The organism is Kitasatospora sp. NPDC032150 (genome assembly GCF_055579945.1).
Genome location: NZ_JBVIMH010000043.1, coordinates 1 through 14,632 on the forward strand (window position 1 = coordinate 1; position 14,632 = coordinate 14,632).

Consider the following 14,632-nt stretch of genomic DNA (forward strand, 5'->3'; position numbering starts at 1 on the left):
CCTGCCGCCGCCCAGAAGTACACCCTCCACGCCGAGGTCGTGATCATGGAAGACGGGCTTGTGCCCCGGCCGCGACGATAAACGCAGCGGCGTTGCTCATCACCGTGTGCGGCGGTCATCGGAGTGACCACGAAGTCAGCCACGGCCATCCTCCCCGGGGCTCAGCGTCTTCCGCCAACCTACCGCGCCGTCAGCCGACCAGGTCCGCGAGTTCCGCCAGGTCGATCGCCCGAGGTTCGTCCAGGCTCACCACGGCCGCCGTGGCCTGGTACTTCTCGTCGTCCCAGTCGAGCAGGTGCAGTTCCTCGTAGCGGCTGCGCAGCGGCACCCCGTCGACGGCGGCGAGCGGCAGGGCGGAGAGGTCGACCGCGCCCATGGTGTCCAGGGTGAGTCGGCCGATCTTGATCAGCGCCTCCTTGCGCACCCACTGGCGCAGGAACGCCCGCTGCGGGTCCGCGTGCTTCTCGACCAGCCGCAACTCGCCCTCGGTGAGCACCCGTTCCAGCACGTCGGGGTGCGTCCCGGTCCGCTCCGCCAGCTCCACGTCGACCCCGACCTCCCGGTGGCCGGCGGCCGCGGCGACCACGCCCTTGGTGTGCGAGATGCTGACGTGGACTCCGGGGTGGTCCGGCAGGTACGGCTTGCCGTGGTCGGCCTTCCCGCACCCGGGGCAGGACTGGGCCAGCGTCACGTCGGCGGCGGTGGTGCCGATCAGCCGTGCGGCGCACAGCCGGACCAGGATGTGCGCCGCCACGAAGTCCCGACGGGTGGCCTCCTGCCGGAACCGTGCCGCGCGCTCGCGTTCCCCGTCCGTGAGCAGGCGCTCGTCGGTCCGGGGGTGCCGCAGCACCTCCGCGCTGGCGGCGACCACAGCCAGCGGGCCGCCTCCCCTGCGGTCCGTGTCCGTGCCGTGCTGCATCCCGCCGCCTCTCGTCGTCCGCCCCGGCACGCTGCCGAGGGCCGAGGGACAACCTATGAGGCGGCGCAGGCACGGATCAATCCGTATCCGCCACACCTCTCGCTCACTAATGCATTTCTAGCTATTGACGCATTAGCAACGGCCTCGATAGAACATCCTCGACACCCAGCCACCAGGAGGCCGCCGTGGCAGTCCCGACCGTTCCCCGCGTGCTCCACCACCACCTCGACGTCGACGGCGTGCGCGTCTTCTACCGCGAGTCGGTTCCCACCGGGGCTCGCGACGACGCACCGACCATGCTGCTGCTGCACGGCTTCCCCTCGGCCTCGCACCAGTACCGCCGCCTGATCGACGCCCTCGGCTCCCACTACCACCTGATCGCCCCCGACTACCCGGGCTTCGGCCACAGCGACGTGCCCGCCTCGACCACCGACGGCGGCGTCTTCAGCTACACCTTCGACCACCTCGCCGACATCACCGAGCGCTTCGTCCAGGAGCTCGGCCTCACCCGATTCGCGCTCTACGCCTTCGACTTCGGCGCACCCGTGGGCTTCCGACTGGCCTCCCGCCACCCCGAGTGGATCACCGGACTGGTCATCCAGAACGCGAACGCGTACGAGGAAGGGCTCTCCGAGGCGGCCAGGTCGTTCATCGCGCTGCGCCCGGAGACCGGGGGCGCCGAGCGGACCATCCGCGAGCTGCTCACCCTCCCGGCCACCCGGGGCCAGTACGAGGGCGGGACCACCGATCCCCGTCTGGTCGCACCGGACGGCTGGACGCTCGACCAGCACTTCCTCGACCTGCCGGGCCGCACCCGCCCCCAGCTGGACCTGGCCTTCGACTACCACTCCAACGTCGCCCGCTATCCCGAGTGGCAACAGTGGCTGCGCACCCACACCCCACCGGCCCTGATCCTCTGGGGCCGCAACGACCCTTTCTTCCCCGAGCCCGGCGCCCGCGCCTACCTCCGCGACCTCCCGGACGCCGAGCTCCACCTCTTCGACACCGGCCACTTCGCACTGGAGGAGAACCTGCCCGAGATCGCCCCGCTGATCGCCGACTTCCTCGACCGCCTGGATCCCTGAACCCGTCGACCCGGTGCTGGGACCCTGCTCGCCGTCCCGACCCACCGTCGACCCTCCTGCCCCGCAGCGCCTACACCCAAATCCTCTCAGTACGACTGGAGTTCGAGCAGACTGCCGTCCGGATCGCGCAGGTGCGCGGTCCGCATGCCCGGACCCCACTCGGGCCGGTCGGCGGGCACAGCCACCGCCAACCCGCCGTGCCGCAGGCAGAGTTCGAACCCGGCGTCCACATCGACGACCCGGCTGACCAGCATCGCCCGGTCCTGGGCCGCCGCCTCGGCGGGCAGCCCCGCGGCACCGACGACCTCGGCCATCGCCCCCCGGTCGAAGATCCGCAGCACCCCCTCATCCCCGACGTCCCAACTGGCGTACGGGCCGGCCTCGGTGCCGCCGGTCCGCCGGGCACCGATAAGCGCAGTCAGCACGGCGTCGTAGAAGCGGAAGCAGTCCGCGAAGCGGTGCACCAGCAAGCGCGTGTGAAGGGCATCCATCCATGCCTCCAAATTAGTAGGTGAAGACCCATCATTGGCGCGAGCCTACAATATGCCCGTGAGCGACACCGAGACCCCGCCGAGCCTGACCGCACTGACCACCTACCTGCTCTCCAAGGTCGGCAAGACCGCCCGCACCCGGCTCGCCGAGCGGCTGGCCGAACACGGGCAGCGCCTGTGGCACATGGCGGTACTCGCCGCCCTCGCCGACTTCGGCCCGGCCGCGCAGCGCGACCTCGCCGCCCGGCTCGGCATCGACCCGAGCGACATGGTCAAGATCGTCGACGAGCTGGCCGCCGCCGGACAGGTCGAACGCAACCGGGACCAGGCCGACCGCCGGCGCGTCTCGGTCACACTCACCCCTGCCGGACGGAGCGCGCTGGCCGCCCTCACCACCGAGGCCAACGCCGTCCAGGACGCCGTCCTTGCCCCGCTCACCGAGCGGGAGCGCGCCCAGCTGCACGCCCTGCTGACCCGTGTCCACCAGGGTGGCTGAGCCCGGCCGCGCAGAGACCTGACCGGCGTCTGACCACCCCACCGCCCCGCCGCAACCGTCAGCGACCCCCGCGTTCCCGGGCGAGCACGGTCACCAACGCGTCCTCGAACAGCGGCAGGTCGGCCGGCCTGCGGCTGGTGATCAGGGTGTTCGGGCCGTCGGCGCAGATCCGCACCTCCTCGTCGACCCAGGTGGCCCCCGCGTTGACCAGGTCCGTCCGCAGGCTCGGCCAGGAGGTGAGCGTACGGCCGCGGACCACGCCGGCCTCCACCAGCAACCACGGGGCGTGGCAGATCGCCGCGACCGGCTTCCCCCGGGCGAAGAAGTCCCGCACCAGGTCCACGGCCGCCCGGTCCAGACGCAGGAAGTCGGGGTTGGCCACACCACCGGGCAGCACCAGTCCGGCGTACGGCTCGGCGGTGACCTCCGCGACCGTGGCGTCCACCGCGAAGGTGTCCGCCTTGTCGAGGTGTCTGAAGGCCTGGACCCGCCCCGGTCCGGTCGAGATCAGCCTGGGCGTGCCGCCGGCCTCCAGGACGGCCTGCCACGGCCCGGTCAGCTCGCGCTGCTCCGCCCCCTGCCGGGCGACCAGGAAGGCGACGGTGAGTCCCTGCAGTGTGACCATGGCGACTCGCTCCTCTCCGGGCCCCTCACTACCGAAGGGGCACCCGTATCAAGGGTGCGCAATGACGCGCCCGGCGGCAGCCGCTCCGCCGGCGGGGCCCGCTCATCCCGCGCCGTCCGGTTTTGACGGCGGACACCCGGACATACCTTCTGCCATGACCTCGGCGGGCCCCGGCCCGCACCGGCACCCGCCCGAAACGCCGCCGCCCGACCCCGCGAAGGAAGGACGCCCATGACCGCCAGCCTGGCCCTTGACGTGGACCGGATCCGCCGAGAGGCCCAACGGACCATCGACGCCGGACCGGTACGGAGCGCGTACGGGCCGGACATCGAACGGGTGATCAGCGTCCTCAACAACGTGGTGGCCGCGGAGGTGGTCGGCTGGCTCCGCTGCACCCGGCAGGCGATCCTGGCGCAGGGTACCGCCCCCGCCGGCGCGCTGTTCGACGCCCAGGCGGACCGGAAGATGCGCCACGCGGTCGCGCTGGCCGACCGGATCGTCCAGCTCGGCGGGCAGCCCAACTTCGACCCGGCGACCCTCGCCCAGCGGGCCCAGACGGACTACTCCACCGCGGACGACGCCGCGCTGCGCGCCATGCTGGAGCAGAACCTGCTGGCCGCCCGCGTCGTCGTCCCCACCTATCGCCAGATCGCCGGCTGGCTCGGCGACCGCGACCCGGCCAGCCGCCGGCTGATCGAGTCGGTCCTCGCCGACGAGCAGCAGACCGCCGCCGACCTCGCGGCCCTGCTCGAAACCCCGGCGCCCCCGACCGCCCCGGCACCCCGCCCCGCCCCACGGTGACCCCGGGCCGCTGACCCGACGAGTGAGGGCCCGTCACGGACGACGGGCCCTCACTCGAACTCGGCGGTCAGTGATGGCCGCTGGTCACCTTGTGGTACTCCTCGGCGCTCGGCCTGGCGATCTGGCCGTACGAGCCGAAGTAGTACTTCGACAGCCTGGCCCGCAGCCGGGTCGTCCGGCTCAGCTTGCGGGCGACCCCGTTCTCGTCCACCTCCGGGGGCAGCTCGATCGGGGCGTACTGCTCGTACGCCGTGTACGTGTACCGCTGTTCGGGCGTCAGCGGCGTGTGCACCTCGATGAACTCGCCGTGCGGCTTCCGCACGATGATGCCGCTCTCCCGGCCGTGCAGGACCTTCTCCCGGTCACGGCGCTGCAGCCCCAGGCACCAGCGCTTGGTGATGAAGAAGATCACCACCGGGACCACGAAGAAGCCGATCCGGCAGGCCCAGGAGATCGCGTTGAGCGACACGTGGAAGTGCGTGGCGAACAGGTCGTTGCCACCGCCCACCAGCAGCACCACGTACAGGCCCATCCAGGCGGCACCGAACGCGGTCCGCACCGGCGCGTTGCGCGGCTTGTCCAGGATGTGGTGCTCGCGCTTGTCACCGATCACCCAGTTCTCGAAGAACGGGTACAGCCAGATCGACAGCAGTACCAGCGGGAAGACCACCAGCGGGATGAACACGCCCAGGTTCAGCGTGTGTCCCAGGAACCGGATCTCCCATCCGGGCATCAACCGGATCAGCCCCTCGGAGTAACCCATGTACCAGTCGGGCTGGGCGTCGGTGGACACCTGGTCCGGCCGGTACGGGCCGTACCGCCAGATGGGGTTGACCGTGGCGATCGCGGAGATCGCCGAGACGAGGCCGAACACCAGGAAGAAGAACCCGCCGGCCTTGGCCATGTAGACCGGCATCAGCGGCATGCCGACCACGTTCTTCTCGGTGCGTCCGGGGCCGGCCCACTGGGTGTGCTTGTGGTAGAAGACCAGGATCAGATGGGCCACCAGCAGCCCCAGCATGATGCCCGGGATCAGCAGGACGTGGACGGTGAACAGCCGGGGGATGATCACGGTCCCCGGGAACTGCCCGCCGTAGAGGAAGAACATCAGGTACGTACCGATGATCGGTACCGCCAGGATCGCGCCCTCCATGAACCGCAGACCGGTACCGGAGAGCAGGTCGTCCGGCAGCGAGTACCCCATGAAGCCGTCGAACATCCCGAGGATCAGCAGACCCGCGCCGAACAGCCAGTTGAGCTCGCGCGGCTTGCGGAAGGCCCCGGTGAAGAAGACCCGCATCATGTGGACGTACATCGACGCGACGAAGAGGATCGCCGCCCAGTGGTGGATCTGACGGATCAGCAGGCCGCCGCGGATGTCGAAGCTGATGTCCAGGGTCGAGGAGTACGCCTCCGACATCCGGATGCCGTTCAACGGCAGGTACTTCCCGTGGTAGACGGTCTCGCCCATGCTCGGGACGAAGAACATCGTCAGCCACACCCCCGTCAGGATGATGATGACGAAGGTGTAGAGCGCGATCTCGCCCAGCATGAACGACCAGTGGTCCGGAAAGATCTTGCGCAGATTGGCCTTGGCGAGGGAGTAGATGCCGAGCCGGCCGTCGGTCCAGTCGGCTGCCGCCTCCCACTTGTTGTCGGGATCGGCCCTGGAACCCGGTGCGTCCGCACTGGTACTCGTGCCCGAGGGCGCGCCCGCCTTCCTGCGTGCGCCGGGCGGGGGGCTGGTTTCGGCGCTCATGCGCTGCACCCCCGGGCGGCCGTGGCCGGGGGGCGGGGGGCGGGGCGCGGGGCTGGCGGAGGGATCATCGGGGCTCTCTCGGTGTTGGGCGGTCAGATGCGCAAGGCCGACGAGAGTGAACCGACTGGCTCGGCGGCCGGATCGTGGTGGAGGACGGCCGGTGACCACCGGACGGGGCGGGTGCGGGGTCGTCGACGGTGCCCTCGACTTCGGATTCTCGTTGCGAACCGCGCTGCCCGCCCGTCCACCGAGGCGGACCGGGCCTCCACCGCAGAGTCGGGCCGTCACGGCGACGGACCTCCCGGACCGGCTTCGGGCACGGCACTGCTGGACCATGCTGCCGGGCGGCCGACCGGCTTGCACGTCCATCCGGTCCGCCCGGACGTGTCGTTGGGCCGATGGGGGTACCCCCGGCCGCCGCCGGCCGACCGGTGGGGACGCCGTGGGGCGACGGCCCCGTACGCTGTCCGCCGACCGGTGCAAACCTCCTGGGCCCGCGGGTGCGGATGCCGCGCGACCTGCCTAGCGTGATCCCGTGACCGAGCAGCCGACCAAGACCGGGCGGACAGCGAATCAACTCCCGCGCCGGATCGCGGTCCGGTTTCCCGAACGGCCGGGGCCACGGCGATGAACGCCGTGTCCGGACCGCCACGCACCGCCGGGTGGTCACCTGGCAGGCCGTCGGTCGGTGTCGAGGAGGAGCACCTGCTCGCCGATGCCGGCACCCGTGAAGTCCCTCCGGACGGGGCAGCGGTGGTCGAGCGTGCGGCGGTGGGGCTCGGAGAGCGGGTGTCCCCGGAGCTCCCCCGGTTCCGGGCCGGGGCGAGGCCCCGGCCGCGCGGCGCCGAACGGTAGCTCGTTCCGGAGGACTCGTTCGGGACTGGGAGGTCCGGATGCCCATCTCTCGCCGACGACTGCCGGCCGCCGCGACCCACCCGCTGCTGGCCGGCTGCGCCGCCGCGCCATGGACGGCGGGCACGCGGAACACCTCGAGCGCGCTGCGGATCGGGCCGGAGCACGGCCCCGGCGATGGCCGCTCGCATCCGGGCGCCGCACGGTGACCCCGGACGACGGCCGCCCGTCCGGCCCACCGCCGGACCGCCGCCTGGACACGGACGCGGGGACCGCCCGGCCGCGCCGCCGCGCGCGGCCGGGCGGCCGGGTCCGGCGGACCGTCACCCGACGGGTGCGCCCGCACGCCCCGTCCCCGCACGTCCGGGGCGAAGGGGTGGTCTCCCCCGGACTGCGCCGGGCGGCCGGGTACGCGTGGCGGCTGCTGGTCCTCGGGGTGGCGGGCTACGCCGCGTTCACCGTACTGGAGCGGCTCCAGCTGCCGGCCGTCGCGATCTTCCTCGCCCTGGTGGTGACCTCCGTACTGCGGCCGGTGGCCGATCTGCTGGACCGGGCGGTGCCCCGGCCGCTCGCGGTGCTGATCGCCCTGCTGGGCGCCGTCCTGCTGCTGGCCGGTCTGTTCACCCTGGTCGGGGAGGTGGTGGCGAGTCAGTCGGCGCAGCTCGGGAGGGAGTTCCACGGCGGGATCGGGCGGATCGAGCAGTGGCTCGAGGGGCCGCCGCTGAACATCGACCCCGCGACGGTCGCCGGTCTGCAGGGGAAGATCGCCGACTTTCTCTCCAGGCACCGGTCGATGCTGATCAGCACGGCGGTCACCGGGGCCAGCCGGCTGGTGGAGGCGGCCACGATCGCCGCGCTGGCGCTGTTCCTCTCGGTCTTCTTCATCCACTCGGGTGACCGGATGTGGGGCTGGTTCCTGCGGCTGCTGCCCGCCGGCAGCCGCACGACCTGCTCGCTGGCCGGCCGGGTGGCCTGGGGGACGTTCGCCGGCTACACCCGGGGCATCGTCATCGTGGCGGCCAGCAACGCCGTCCTGGTCGGGCTGGCGCTGTGGGCGCTCCGGGTGCCGCTTGCCCTGCCGCTGACGCTGCTGGAGTTCTTCGCCACCCTGGTTCCGCTGGTCGGGTCCCCGATCGCGATGACGATCGCCGCGGTGGTGGCCCTCGCGACCCGGGGGCCGGTCACCGCGCTGATCGTTCTCGGCCTGATCGTGGTGATCGGCCAGATCGAGGGGCACCTGCTGCACCCGCTGGTGATGAGCTGGGCGGTCCGGATCCACCCGGTGGCGGTCGCGCTGTCGGTGACGGCCGGGGCGGTGCTCGCGGGCGTGATCGGCGCGGTTGTGGCGGTCCCGCTCGTCTCGGTCGCCTGGGCGGTGGTCAGCGAACTCCGCAGCCGTACCTGAGCCTCGCCGCACACCGGATCTCCGCAGAAAAGGGGTCGCTAGGCGGCTCCGGAGCGCGGGATCATCATCGGATGACCTGGACAGCACCTGAAGTCACCCGTGTCGCGGGCTCTCTGGTCGCCGGCGAACGCGAGATGCTCGAAGGCTATCTCGCCTGGCAGCGCACCACCCTGCTGCACAAGTGCGCCGGCCTGACGGGCGAGCAGCTCGCCGACCGCACCGTGCCCCCGTCGAACCTCTCCTTGCTCGGACTGCTGCGGCACATGGCCAAGGTCGAACGGATCTGGTTCCGGGAGCGGTTCGCGGGTGAACAGGTGGAGCGGCTGCACGACACCGCCGACTCCAAGGCCGCCGACTTCGCCGCGCTGGACCCGTCCCGCGCCGCCGAGGACTACGCCCGTCTGGCCGAGGAGTGCCGCCTCGCGGACGCCGCCGTCGCGGGCGCGAAGCTGGATGACACCTGTACGCACGACGGCGAGGTCCTCTCGCTGCGCCTGATCTACCTCCACATGATCACCGAGTACGCGCGCCACCTCGGGCACGCCGATCTGCTGCGGGAGCGGACGGACGGTGTCACCGGCGGCTGACGCCCGCTCCATCGAACGCAGTGACGCACCATCACCGACCCGACCGGGTTCCGCCTGCCGGATCGAGGAATATCCTCCGACCATGAGAGAAACCGCGACCGCCCCTGACCGTTCCACGGCCCGGTCCGCCGAGTCGGCACGGCGTCCGGTCCTGGCGGTGCCGTCTTGAACGCGGCCAGCAGGAAGGTGCTGACGGTCTGTCTGGCCGGTGGCCTCACCACCATGCTGGACAACTCGGTTCTCAACATCGCGGTACCGGCGCTGCGGAGCTCGCTGCACGCCGGTGCCACCCAGGTGCAGTGGCTGGTCGCCGGGTACTCGCTGGCCTTCGGGCTGGCGCTGGTACCCGGTGGTCGGCTCGGCGACGAGCGCGGCCGCAAACCGTTCTTCGTCGCGGGCATCGCGGTGTTCTTCACGGCCGGGCTGCTGGCGAGCACCGTGCGAATACCCGAACTCCTGGTACTGCTAAGGCTGTTGCAGGGCGCCGGGGCCGGCCTGGTCAACTCACAGATGATCGGGACCATCCAGGACGTCTTCACCGGTCCGGAACGCACCCGGGCGCTCGGCCTCTACCAGGTGGTCTGCGGGGTCGGCGTGAGCGCGGCGGGCGCGGTCAGCCGGTGGAGAGCACCGCTCTCAGGGCTTCGGTCACCGACTCACTGCCCGAGGTGAGTTCGAGGGTGCGCCCGGCCGAGGACGGGGTGTCCAGGAGGGCGAGCAGCACCTGGGCGACGTCGTCGCGCGGTACGGAGCCGCTGGGCAGCGGCGGTGCGGCCAGGCGGACCAGCCCGCTGCCCTGCTCGTCCGTCAGGCGACCGGGCCGCAGGATCGTCCAGGCCAGGTCGCGGTGGCGCAGCTCCTCCTCGGCGAGGGCCTTGGCCCGGAGGTAGGCGGCGAACTCCGGTTCGGTACCCGGGTCGTCGGCGCGGTCCAGGCCCATGGTGCTGATCATCAGATAGCGGCCGACCCCGGCGAGGCCCGCGGCGTCGGCGAGCAGGACGGCGGCGGCCCGGTCGACGGTCTCCTTGCGCGCGCTGCCGCTGGCCGGGCCCGCGCCTGCGGCGAAGAGCACCGCGTCGGCACCGTGCAGGTGTTTGGCGAGATCGGCCGCCGGGGTCCATTCCAGATCGCAGACGACCGCCTGGGCGCCCAGCGACTCCAGGTCGTGGACCTGTTCGGGATTGCGGATCAGCCCGGTCACGGTGTCGCCGCGCTCGGCGAGCAGGCGTTCCAGGCGACGGGCGATCTGGCCGTGTCCACCGGCGATGACGACATGCATAGCGGCGACGGTACCGCCGCACCCAGGACGCGCCGCTGACCGACACCGATGCCTTTCGCAGAGCGCCGCTTCGCATCGAGCTCCGGGCGAGGCGGCGCCGGCGCGGGGGCCGCACACCTCCCTGGCGTGCCGGTCGCACGGCCCCCGGCCGCTGCCCGAGGCAGCGGCCGTCAGCGGTAACCCGCTTCCGTCTGGGCCAGTTGATGTCACAGCAGGCCACCGAGGGGCGCTGCCCGGCCGGAACCGCCCGTCAGTCGACCGGTGCCTTCTCGCGGAGGACCTCGACGAAGGCACGCATCCAGCCCGGGTGGTCCGGCCAGGCCCGGGCCGAGACCAGGACGCCGTCCACCACCGCGTCCCCGTCCCGGTAGTCGGCGCCGCCCGCCTTCACGTCCGGCTCCAGCGCGGGGTAGGCCGCGCTGCGGCGGCCTGCCAGCGAGCCGGCGGCCAGGGTGATCAGCGGCCCGTGGCAGATCTGGGCGACCGGCTTGTCGGCCTCGAGGAAGTGGGCCACGATCCGTTTCACCTCGGCGTCGTTGCGCAGGTACTCGGGGGCCCGGCCGCCGGGCAGCACCAGGGCGGCGTACTGCGCCGGATCCACCTCCGCGAAGGCGGTGTCGGCGTCCCAGGTGTAGCCGGGCTTCTCGGTGTAGGTGTCGAAGCCCTCGACGAAGTCGTGCACCACGAACTGCAGCTTCTTGCGCGCCGGCGCCGCGATGTGGACTTCGTAGCCCTCCTCCAGCAGCCGCTGGTACGGGTAGAGGACCTCCAGCGACTCCGCCGCGTCGCCGGTGATGATCAGGATCTTGGGTGCCATAACGGGTTGGGTCCCCCTCCGTCCGCCCACCTGCTGGGGGGCCATGCACACCCTGCCGTCCGACCGGCGGTCCGGGCAATCCGCCACCGGCTCCGCACCTGGTCTGCGCCCCCGGGGTGCCCCCGTGCGCCCGGATGCTCCCCCACCCACCTGCCGGGGTACCGGATCAGACCGACCGGACGTACTCCGCGCGCGTCCGCGCCATGGTCGGCCTACGGTGCTGACGAGGCTGGTCAGTGCCCTGCAGAGGGACCCGACCCGGTCCGGCGCCACATTGCCCGGGAACCGTGCCGACCGGCACCCCGGGGGTGTCCGGCATCCCGCGTCACGCCGGCACGAACGCCGGGCGACCCGGACACCGCCCGGCACCCACATCGCTCCCATCGGATCCATCGCGTGCAGCGAGACCATCACGCACAGGAGGTTGCCATGCCGAACTCCCAGGTCGTCGAGTCCGCAACCGTCACCAACTTCAGGGACCTCGGCGGTATATCCCTGCCCAACGGCGGCCGGGTGCGCCCCCGAACCGCCTTCCGCTCCGGTCAGCTGGACCGGTTGGACCTGCGGGGCGATCCCGCGGTAGCGGCGCTCGGAATCCGTACCGTGGTGGACCTCCGGACGGCCTTCGAACGCGCCTCCCGCCCCGACCGGGTCCCGGCCGGGGCGAACCTGCTGGTCGCGGACGTGATGGCGGACACCTCCGGCGCGGGCGCCGCCAACCGGCTCGGCGCCGCCATGGCCGATCCCGCCACTGCCAACCGCACCCTCGGCGGCGGCCGGGCCCGGCAGGCGCTGGAGAAGGACTACCGCGGCTTCGTCACCAGCGCCTCCGCCCGCGCCGCGTACAAGCAGCTGCTGACCGCGCTGGCCCGGCCCGAGGGCGGTCCGGTGCTCTTCCACTGCACGGCGGGCAAGGACCGTACCGGCTGGGGCGCCAGCCTGATCCTGCTGCTGCTCGGCGCGGACCGGCAGACCGTGCTGGCCGAGTACCTGGCCGCCGGACCGGCGGTGCGCGCGGCCTTCGCCCCGCAGGTCGCGGCCTTCACCAGCGCCGGCGGCGACCCGGAGATCGCCGACGCCGTGATCGGCGTCCACCCGTCCTACCTGGAGGCGGCGATCGAGACCATGACCGACACGTGGGGCGACGTCGAGAGCTACGCCCGGGCCGGCCTGGGCCTCAAGGACGAGACCGTCGACGCGTTGCGCGCCCGGCTCACCGCCTGACCGGACCGCCCCTCCGACACCGCCGTCCGTACCCGTGGCCCGCGACCGCCCCCGGGGTACGGGCGGCGCACGGCTGCCCCGCCCCGAATCCCCTTGCGGGCAGGGCGGTTTGACCGGCTCGACATTCCGGGGATATCTGTCCATGACAACCCGCTGCGAGGCTTCTGACGGTCCGTCCACCCCACTGGAGGTCCCGTGTCCCTCAGCCCGCACATGCCCGGACTCCCCCTGTACGAGCGGCAGTCGGCGGCCTCCGCGCACGCCAGGTTCGGCGACCGGCTGCGGCACTGGCGCCGCCTGCGCGGACTGAGCCAGGCTGAGCTCGGCCGCCGGCTCGGCTACCACGACTCGCACATCAGCCGGGTCGAGACCACCCGCCGCTGGCCGCCGGCCGGGATGGCCGAGCGAACCGACCAACTCCTGGAAACCGGAGGCGAACTGAGCGTCCTCTGGCCGGCCGTGGAGCGCGAGCGGCGGTCCCAGCGCAGACGGCGGAGCACCGACCGCGTCCCGCCGCAGCCGCTGGAGCAACTGCTCGACGCGGCCCGGCTGGCGGGCTGGAGCCCGCTCGGTGCGAACGAGGCCCCGCACGGGCAAGTGATCGGCACGGTCATGGAGTTGCTGGGCGACGGCGCCCGGCGGGGACCAGCCGTCGGATAGCTACGGCCGCACCGTGACCGGCGGAATTCCGGGAAGACCGCGCCACGCGGGGGTGCGCCGGCCCCCGTACTGGCGGAGGATCGGGACGTGACCACGGATGACACCGCCGGCACCCTGCGCCTGGGCACCGCACAGGGCCGGTGGGTAGTTCTCGCAACGGCCCTCGGTTCCGGTATGGCGTTGCTCGACGGCACGGTGGTGAACGTCGCGCTCCCCCGGATCGGCGCCGACCTCGGGGCCTCGTTGGCGGCCCTCCAGTGGACGGTCAACGCCTACCTGCTCACCCTGGCCGGCCTGATCCTGCTGGGCGGCTCGCTCGGCGACCGCTACGGCCGGCGCAGGGTCTTCCTGATCGGCGTCTGCTGGTTCGCCGCGGCCTCCGCCGCCTGCGCTGCCGCGCCCGGCATCGAGCTGCTGATCATCGCCCGCGCCCTGCAGGGCATCGGCGGTGCCCTGTTGACCCCCGGCTCGCTCGCGATGCTGCAGGCGTCCTTCCGTCCCGACGACCGCTCGGGGGCCGTCGGCGTCTGGTCGGGGCTCGGCGGGGTGTCGGCCGCCGTCGGGCCGTTCCTCGGCGGCTGGCTGGTGGGCGGGCCCGGCTGGCGCTGGATCTTCCTGCTGAACGTACCGCTGGCCGTGGTCGTCACCTGGGTGACGCTCCGCCACGTCCCCGAGAGCCGGGACGAGTCCGCCACCGGCCGCTTCGACGTCCGGGGTGCGGCGCTCGCCGCGTTCGCCCTCGGCGGGGTGACGTACGCGCTGACCGAGGGCGGCCGCGGCCTGTCCGGCATCGCCGGCGCGGTCGGCCTGCTGCTCGGTGTGCTCTTCGTGCGGGCGGAGCGGCGCAACCCGCAGCCGATGCTGCCGCTGGAGCTGTTCTCCTCCCGCCTGTTCACGGCGGTCAACCTGGTGACGCTCTGCGTGTACGGGGCGTTCAGCGGGATCTTCCTGCTGCTGATGGTCCAGCTGCAGACGGTGGCCGGGTTCGAACCGCTGGTGGCGGGGCTCGCACTGCTGCCGACCACGCTGCTGATGCTGGCGTTCTCCGGCCAGGCCGGGAGGCTGGGCCGCCGGATCGGTCCCAGGATCCCGCTCTTCGTCGGGCCGCTGGTCTGCGCGGGCGGCGTCCTACTGATGCTGCGGATCGGCCCGGGCGCCTCGTACTGGGCCGACGTGCTGCCCGCCGTGGTGCTGCTGGGCCTGGGGATGACCACCCTGGTGGCGCCGCTGACGGCGACCGTCCTGGCGGCCGTCGAGGTACGCCGGGCCGGCATCGCCAGCGGGGTGAACAACGCCGCCGCCCGGGCCGCCGGCCTGCTCGCGGTCGCCGCCCTGCCCGCACTCTCCGGTCTGAGCGGCGATGCCTACCGGGTGCCGAGCGAGGTGGACGCCGGGTTCCGTACCGCGATGCTGATCTGCGCCGGCCTGCTCACCGCGGGCGGTCTGCTGGCCCTGGCCACGGTCCGCGGCGACGCCCTAGCCCCGGACCGCCCGAAGGCCGAACCCGACTGCGAGTGGTACTGCGCCCCGACCAGTCCCCCGATCGACCCGGGCCACGAGCCGAAGTCGCCCTGAGCGGTCGGCTCACCGCGGCGAGCGCCCCGGGGCGCCACCCTCGGTCGACCGCCGATC

16 protein-coding genes are annotated in these 14,632 nt (G+C 72.5%); 10 read left to right on the forward strand and 6 right to left on the reverse strand.

The genetic code is table 11. The features are described from left to right. Positions 1 to 190 precede the first annotated feature (190 nt). Positions 191 to 919 (reverse strand): 4'-phosphopantetheinyl transferase family protein, encoded by a 729-nt coding sequence (locus ACZ5ON_RS31925; RefSeq protein ID WP_465599978.1) that lies wholly within the window; start codon positions 917 to 919, stop codon positions 191 to 193. Positions 920 to 1,104: 185 nt separating this feature from the next. Between ACZ5ON_RS31925 and ACZ5ON_RS31930 the strand changes: the two genes are divergently transcribed. Next, positions 1,105 to 2,004, forward strand: a complete 900-nt coding sequence (locus tag ACZ5ON_RS31930) for an alpha/beta fold hydrolase (RefSeq protein WP_465599980.1) — start codon at positions 1,105 to 1,107, stop codon at positions 2,002 to 2,004. Positions 2,005 to 2,090: 86 nt separating this feature from the next. On the opposite strand, the gene ACZ5ON_RS31935 is transcribed toward ACZ5ON_RS31930, so the two are convergent. Beyond that, the gene (locus ACZ5ON_RS31935) at positions 2,091 to 2,495 is read right to left on the reverse strand and encodes a VOC family protein (RefSeq protein WP_465599982.1); all 405 of its coding nucleotides are present in this window, start codon (positions 2,493 to 2,495) and stop codon (positions 2,091 to 2,093) included. A 58-nt stretch (positions 2,496 to 2,553) separates the two neighbouring features. On the opposite strand from ACZ5ON_RS31935, the gene ACZ5ON_RS31940 reads away from it, so the two are divergent. Beyond that, entirely contained in the window at positions 2,554 to 2,991 is a 438-nt protein-coding gene (locus ACZ5ON_RS31940; protein ID WP_465599984.1) for a MarR family winged helix-turn-helix transcriptional regulator, read from the forward strand. Positions 2,992 to 3,049: 58 nt separating this feature from the next. Here the strand turns inward: ACZ5ON_RS31940 and ACZ5ON_RS31945 are convergent, their stop codons facing one another. Further along, a complete protein-coding gene (locus ACZ5ON_RS31945; protein ID WP_465599986.1) occupies positions 3,050 to 3,616 on the reverse strand; it encodes a type 1 glutamine amidotransferase domain-containing protein in 567 nt (188 codons plus the stop codon). Positions 3,617 to 3,847: 231 nt separating this feature from the next. Here ACZ5ON_RS31945 and ACZ5ON_RS31950 point away from each other — a divergent pair, with 231 nt between their 5' ends. Beyond that, positions 3,848 to 4,417 carry a ferritin-like domain-containing protein gene (locus tag ACZ5ON_RS31950; RefSeq protein WP_465599988.1) on the forward strand — a complete coding sequence of 190 codons (570 nt, stop codon included), beginning with the start codon at positions 3,848 to 3,850 and terminating at the stop codon, positions 4,415 to 4,417. A 67-nt stretch (positions 4,418 to 4,484) separates the two neighbouring features. Here the strand turns inward: ACZ5ON_RS31950 and qcrB are convergent, their stop codons facing one another. Continuing rightward, positions 4,485 to 6,176: a cytochrome bc1 complex cytochrome b subunit gene (qcrB, locus tag ACZ5ON_RS31955; protein WP_465599990.1), complete on the reverse strand. Its 1,692-nt coding sequence runs from the start codon at positions 6,174 to 6,176 to the stop codon at positions 4,485 to 4,487. 893 nt (positions 6,177 to 7,069) lie between these two features. Between qcrB and ACZ5ON_RS31960 the strand changes: the two genes are divergently transcribed. The 4 genes from ACZ5ON_RS31960 to ACZ5ON_RS31975 all read left to right on the forward strand — a co-directional run bounded on the left by ACZ5ON_RS31960 (position 7,070) and on the right by ACZ5ON_RS31975 (position 9,692). Then, complete coding sequence (locus ACZ5ON_RS31960) at positions 7,070 to 7,237, forward strand: hypothetical protein (RefSeq protein ID WP_465599992.1); 168 nt, start codon at positions 7,070 to 7,072, stop codon at positions 7,235 to 7,237. After that, complete coding sequence (locus ACZ5ON_RS31965; RefSeq protein ID WP_465599994.1) at positions 7,234 to 8,433, forward strand: AI-2E family transporter; 1,200 nt, start codon at positions 7,234 to 7,236, stop codon at positions 8,431 to 8,433. The genes ACZ5ON_RS31960 and ACZ5ON_RS31965 overlap by 4 nt, the downstream gene beginning before the upstream one ends. Positions 8,434 to 8,504: 71 nt before the next feature. Next, positions 8,505 to 9,020: a DinB family protein gene (locus ACZ5ON_RS31970; RefSeq protein ID WP_465599996.1), complete on the forward strand. Its 516-nt coding sequence runs from the start codon at positions 8,505 to 8,507 to the stop codon at positions 9,018 to 9,020. Positions 9,021 to 9,185: 165 nt separating this feature from the next. After that, complete coding sequence (locus tag ACZ5ON_RS31975; protein WP_465599998.1) at positions 9,186 to 9,692, forward strand: MFS transporter; 507 nt, start codon at positions 9,186 to 9,188, stop codon at positions 9,690 to 9,692. Here the strand turns inward: ACZ5ON_RS31975 and ACZ5ON_RS31980 are convergent. Together ACZ5ON_RS31980 and ACZ5ON_RS31985 are read right to left on the reverse strand one after the other, a co-directional pair. Next, complete coding sequence (locus ACZ5ON_RS31980) at positions 9,634 to 10,299, reverse strand: SDR family oxidoreductase (protein WP_465600000.1); 666 nt, start codon at positions 10,297 to 10,299, stop codon at positions 9,634 to 9,636. The genes ACZ5ON_RS31975 and ACZ5ON_RS31980 overlap by 59 nt on opposite strands. Positions 10,300 to 10,549: 250 nt before the next feature. Further along, positions 10,550 to 11,116 (reverse strand): DJ-1/PfpI family protein, encoded by a 567-nt coding sequence (locus ACZ5ON_RS31985; protein ID WP_465600002.1) that lies wholly within the window; start codon positions 11,114 to 11,116, stop codon positions 10,550 to 10,552. A gap of 429 nt (positions 11,117 to 11,545) precedes the next feature. Between ACZ5ON_RS31985 and ACZ5ON_RS31990 the strand changes: the two genes are divergently transcribed. The 3 genes from ACZ5ON_RS31990 (at position 11,546) to ACZ5ON_RS32000 (ending at position 14,575) form a co-directional block, all read left to right on the forward strand. Next, on the forward strand, positions 11,546 to 12,340 hold the full coding sequence (locus tag ACZ5ON_RS31990) for a tyrosine-protein phosphatase (RefSeq protein WP_465600004.1): 795 nt from the start codon (positions 11,546 to 11,548) through the stop codon (positions 12,338 to 12,340). Positions 12,341 to 12,535: 195 nt separating this feature from the next. Continuing rightward, positions 12,536 to 13,000: a helix-turn-helix domain-containing protein gene (locus ACZ5ON_RS31995; RefSeq protein ID WP_465600006.1), complete on the forward strand. Its 465-nt coding sequence runs from the start codon at positions 12,536 to 12,538 to the stop codon at positions 12,998 to 13,000. Between the two features lie 87 nt (positions 13,001 to 13,087). Then, the gene (locus ACZ5ON_RS32000; RefSeq protein ID WP_465600008.1) at positions 13,088 to 14,575 is read left to right on the forward strand and encodes an MFS transporter; all 1,488 of its coding nucleotides are present in this window, start codon (positions 13,088 to 13,090) and stop codon (positions 14,573 to 14,575) included. Positions 14,576 to 14,632: the final 57 nt, after the last annotated feature.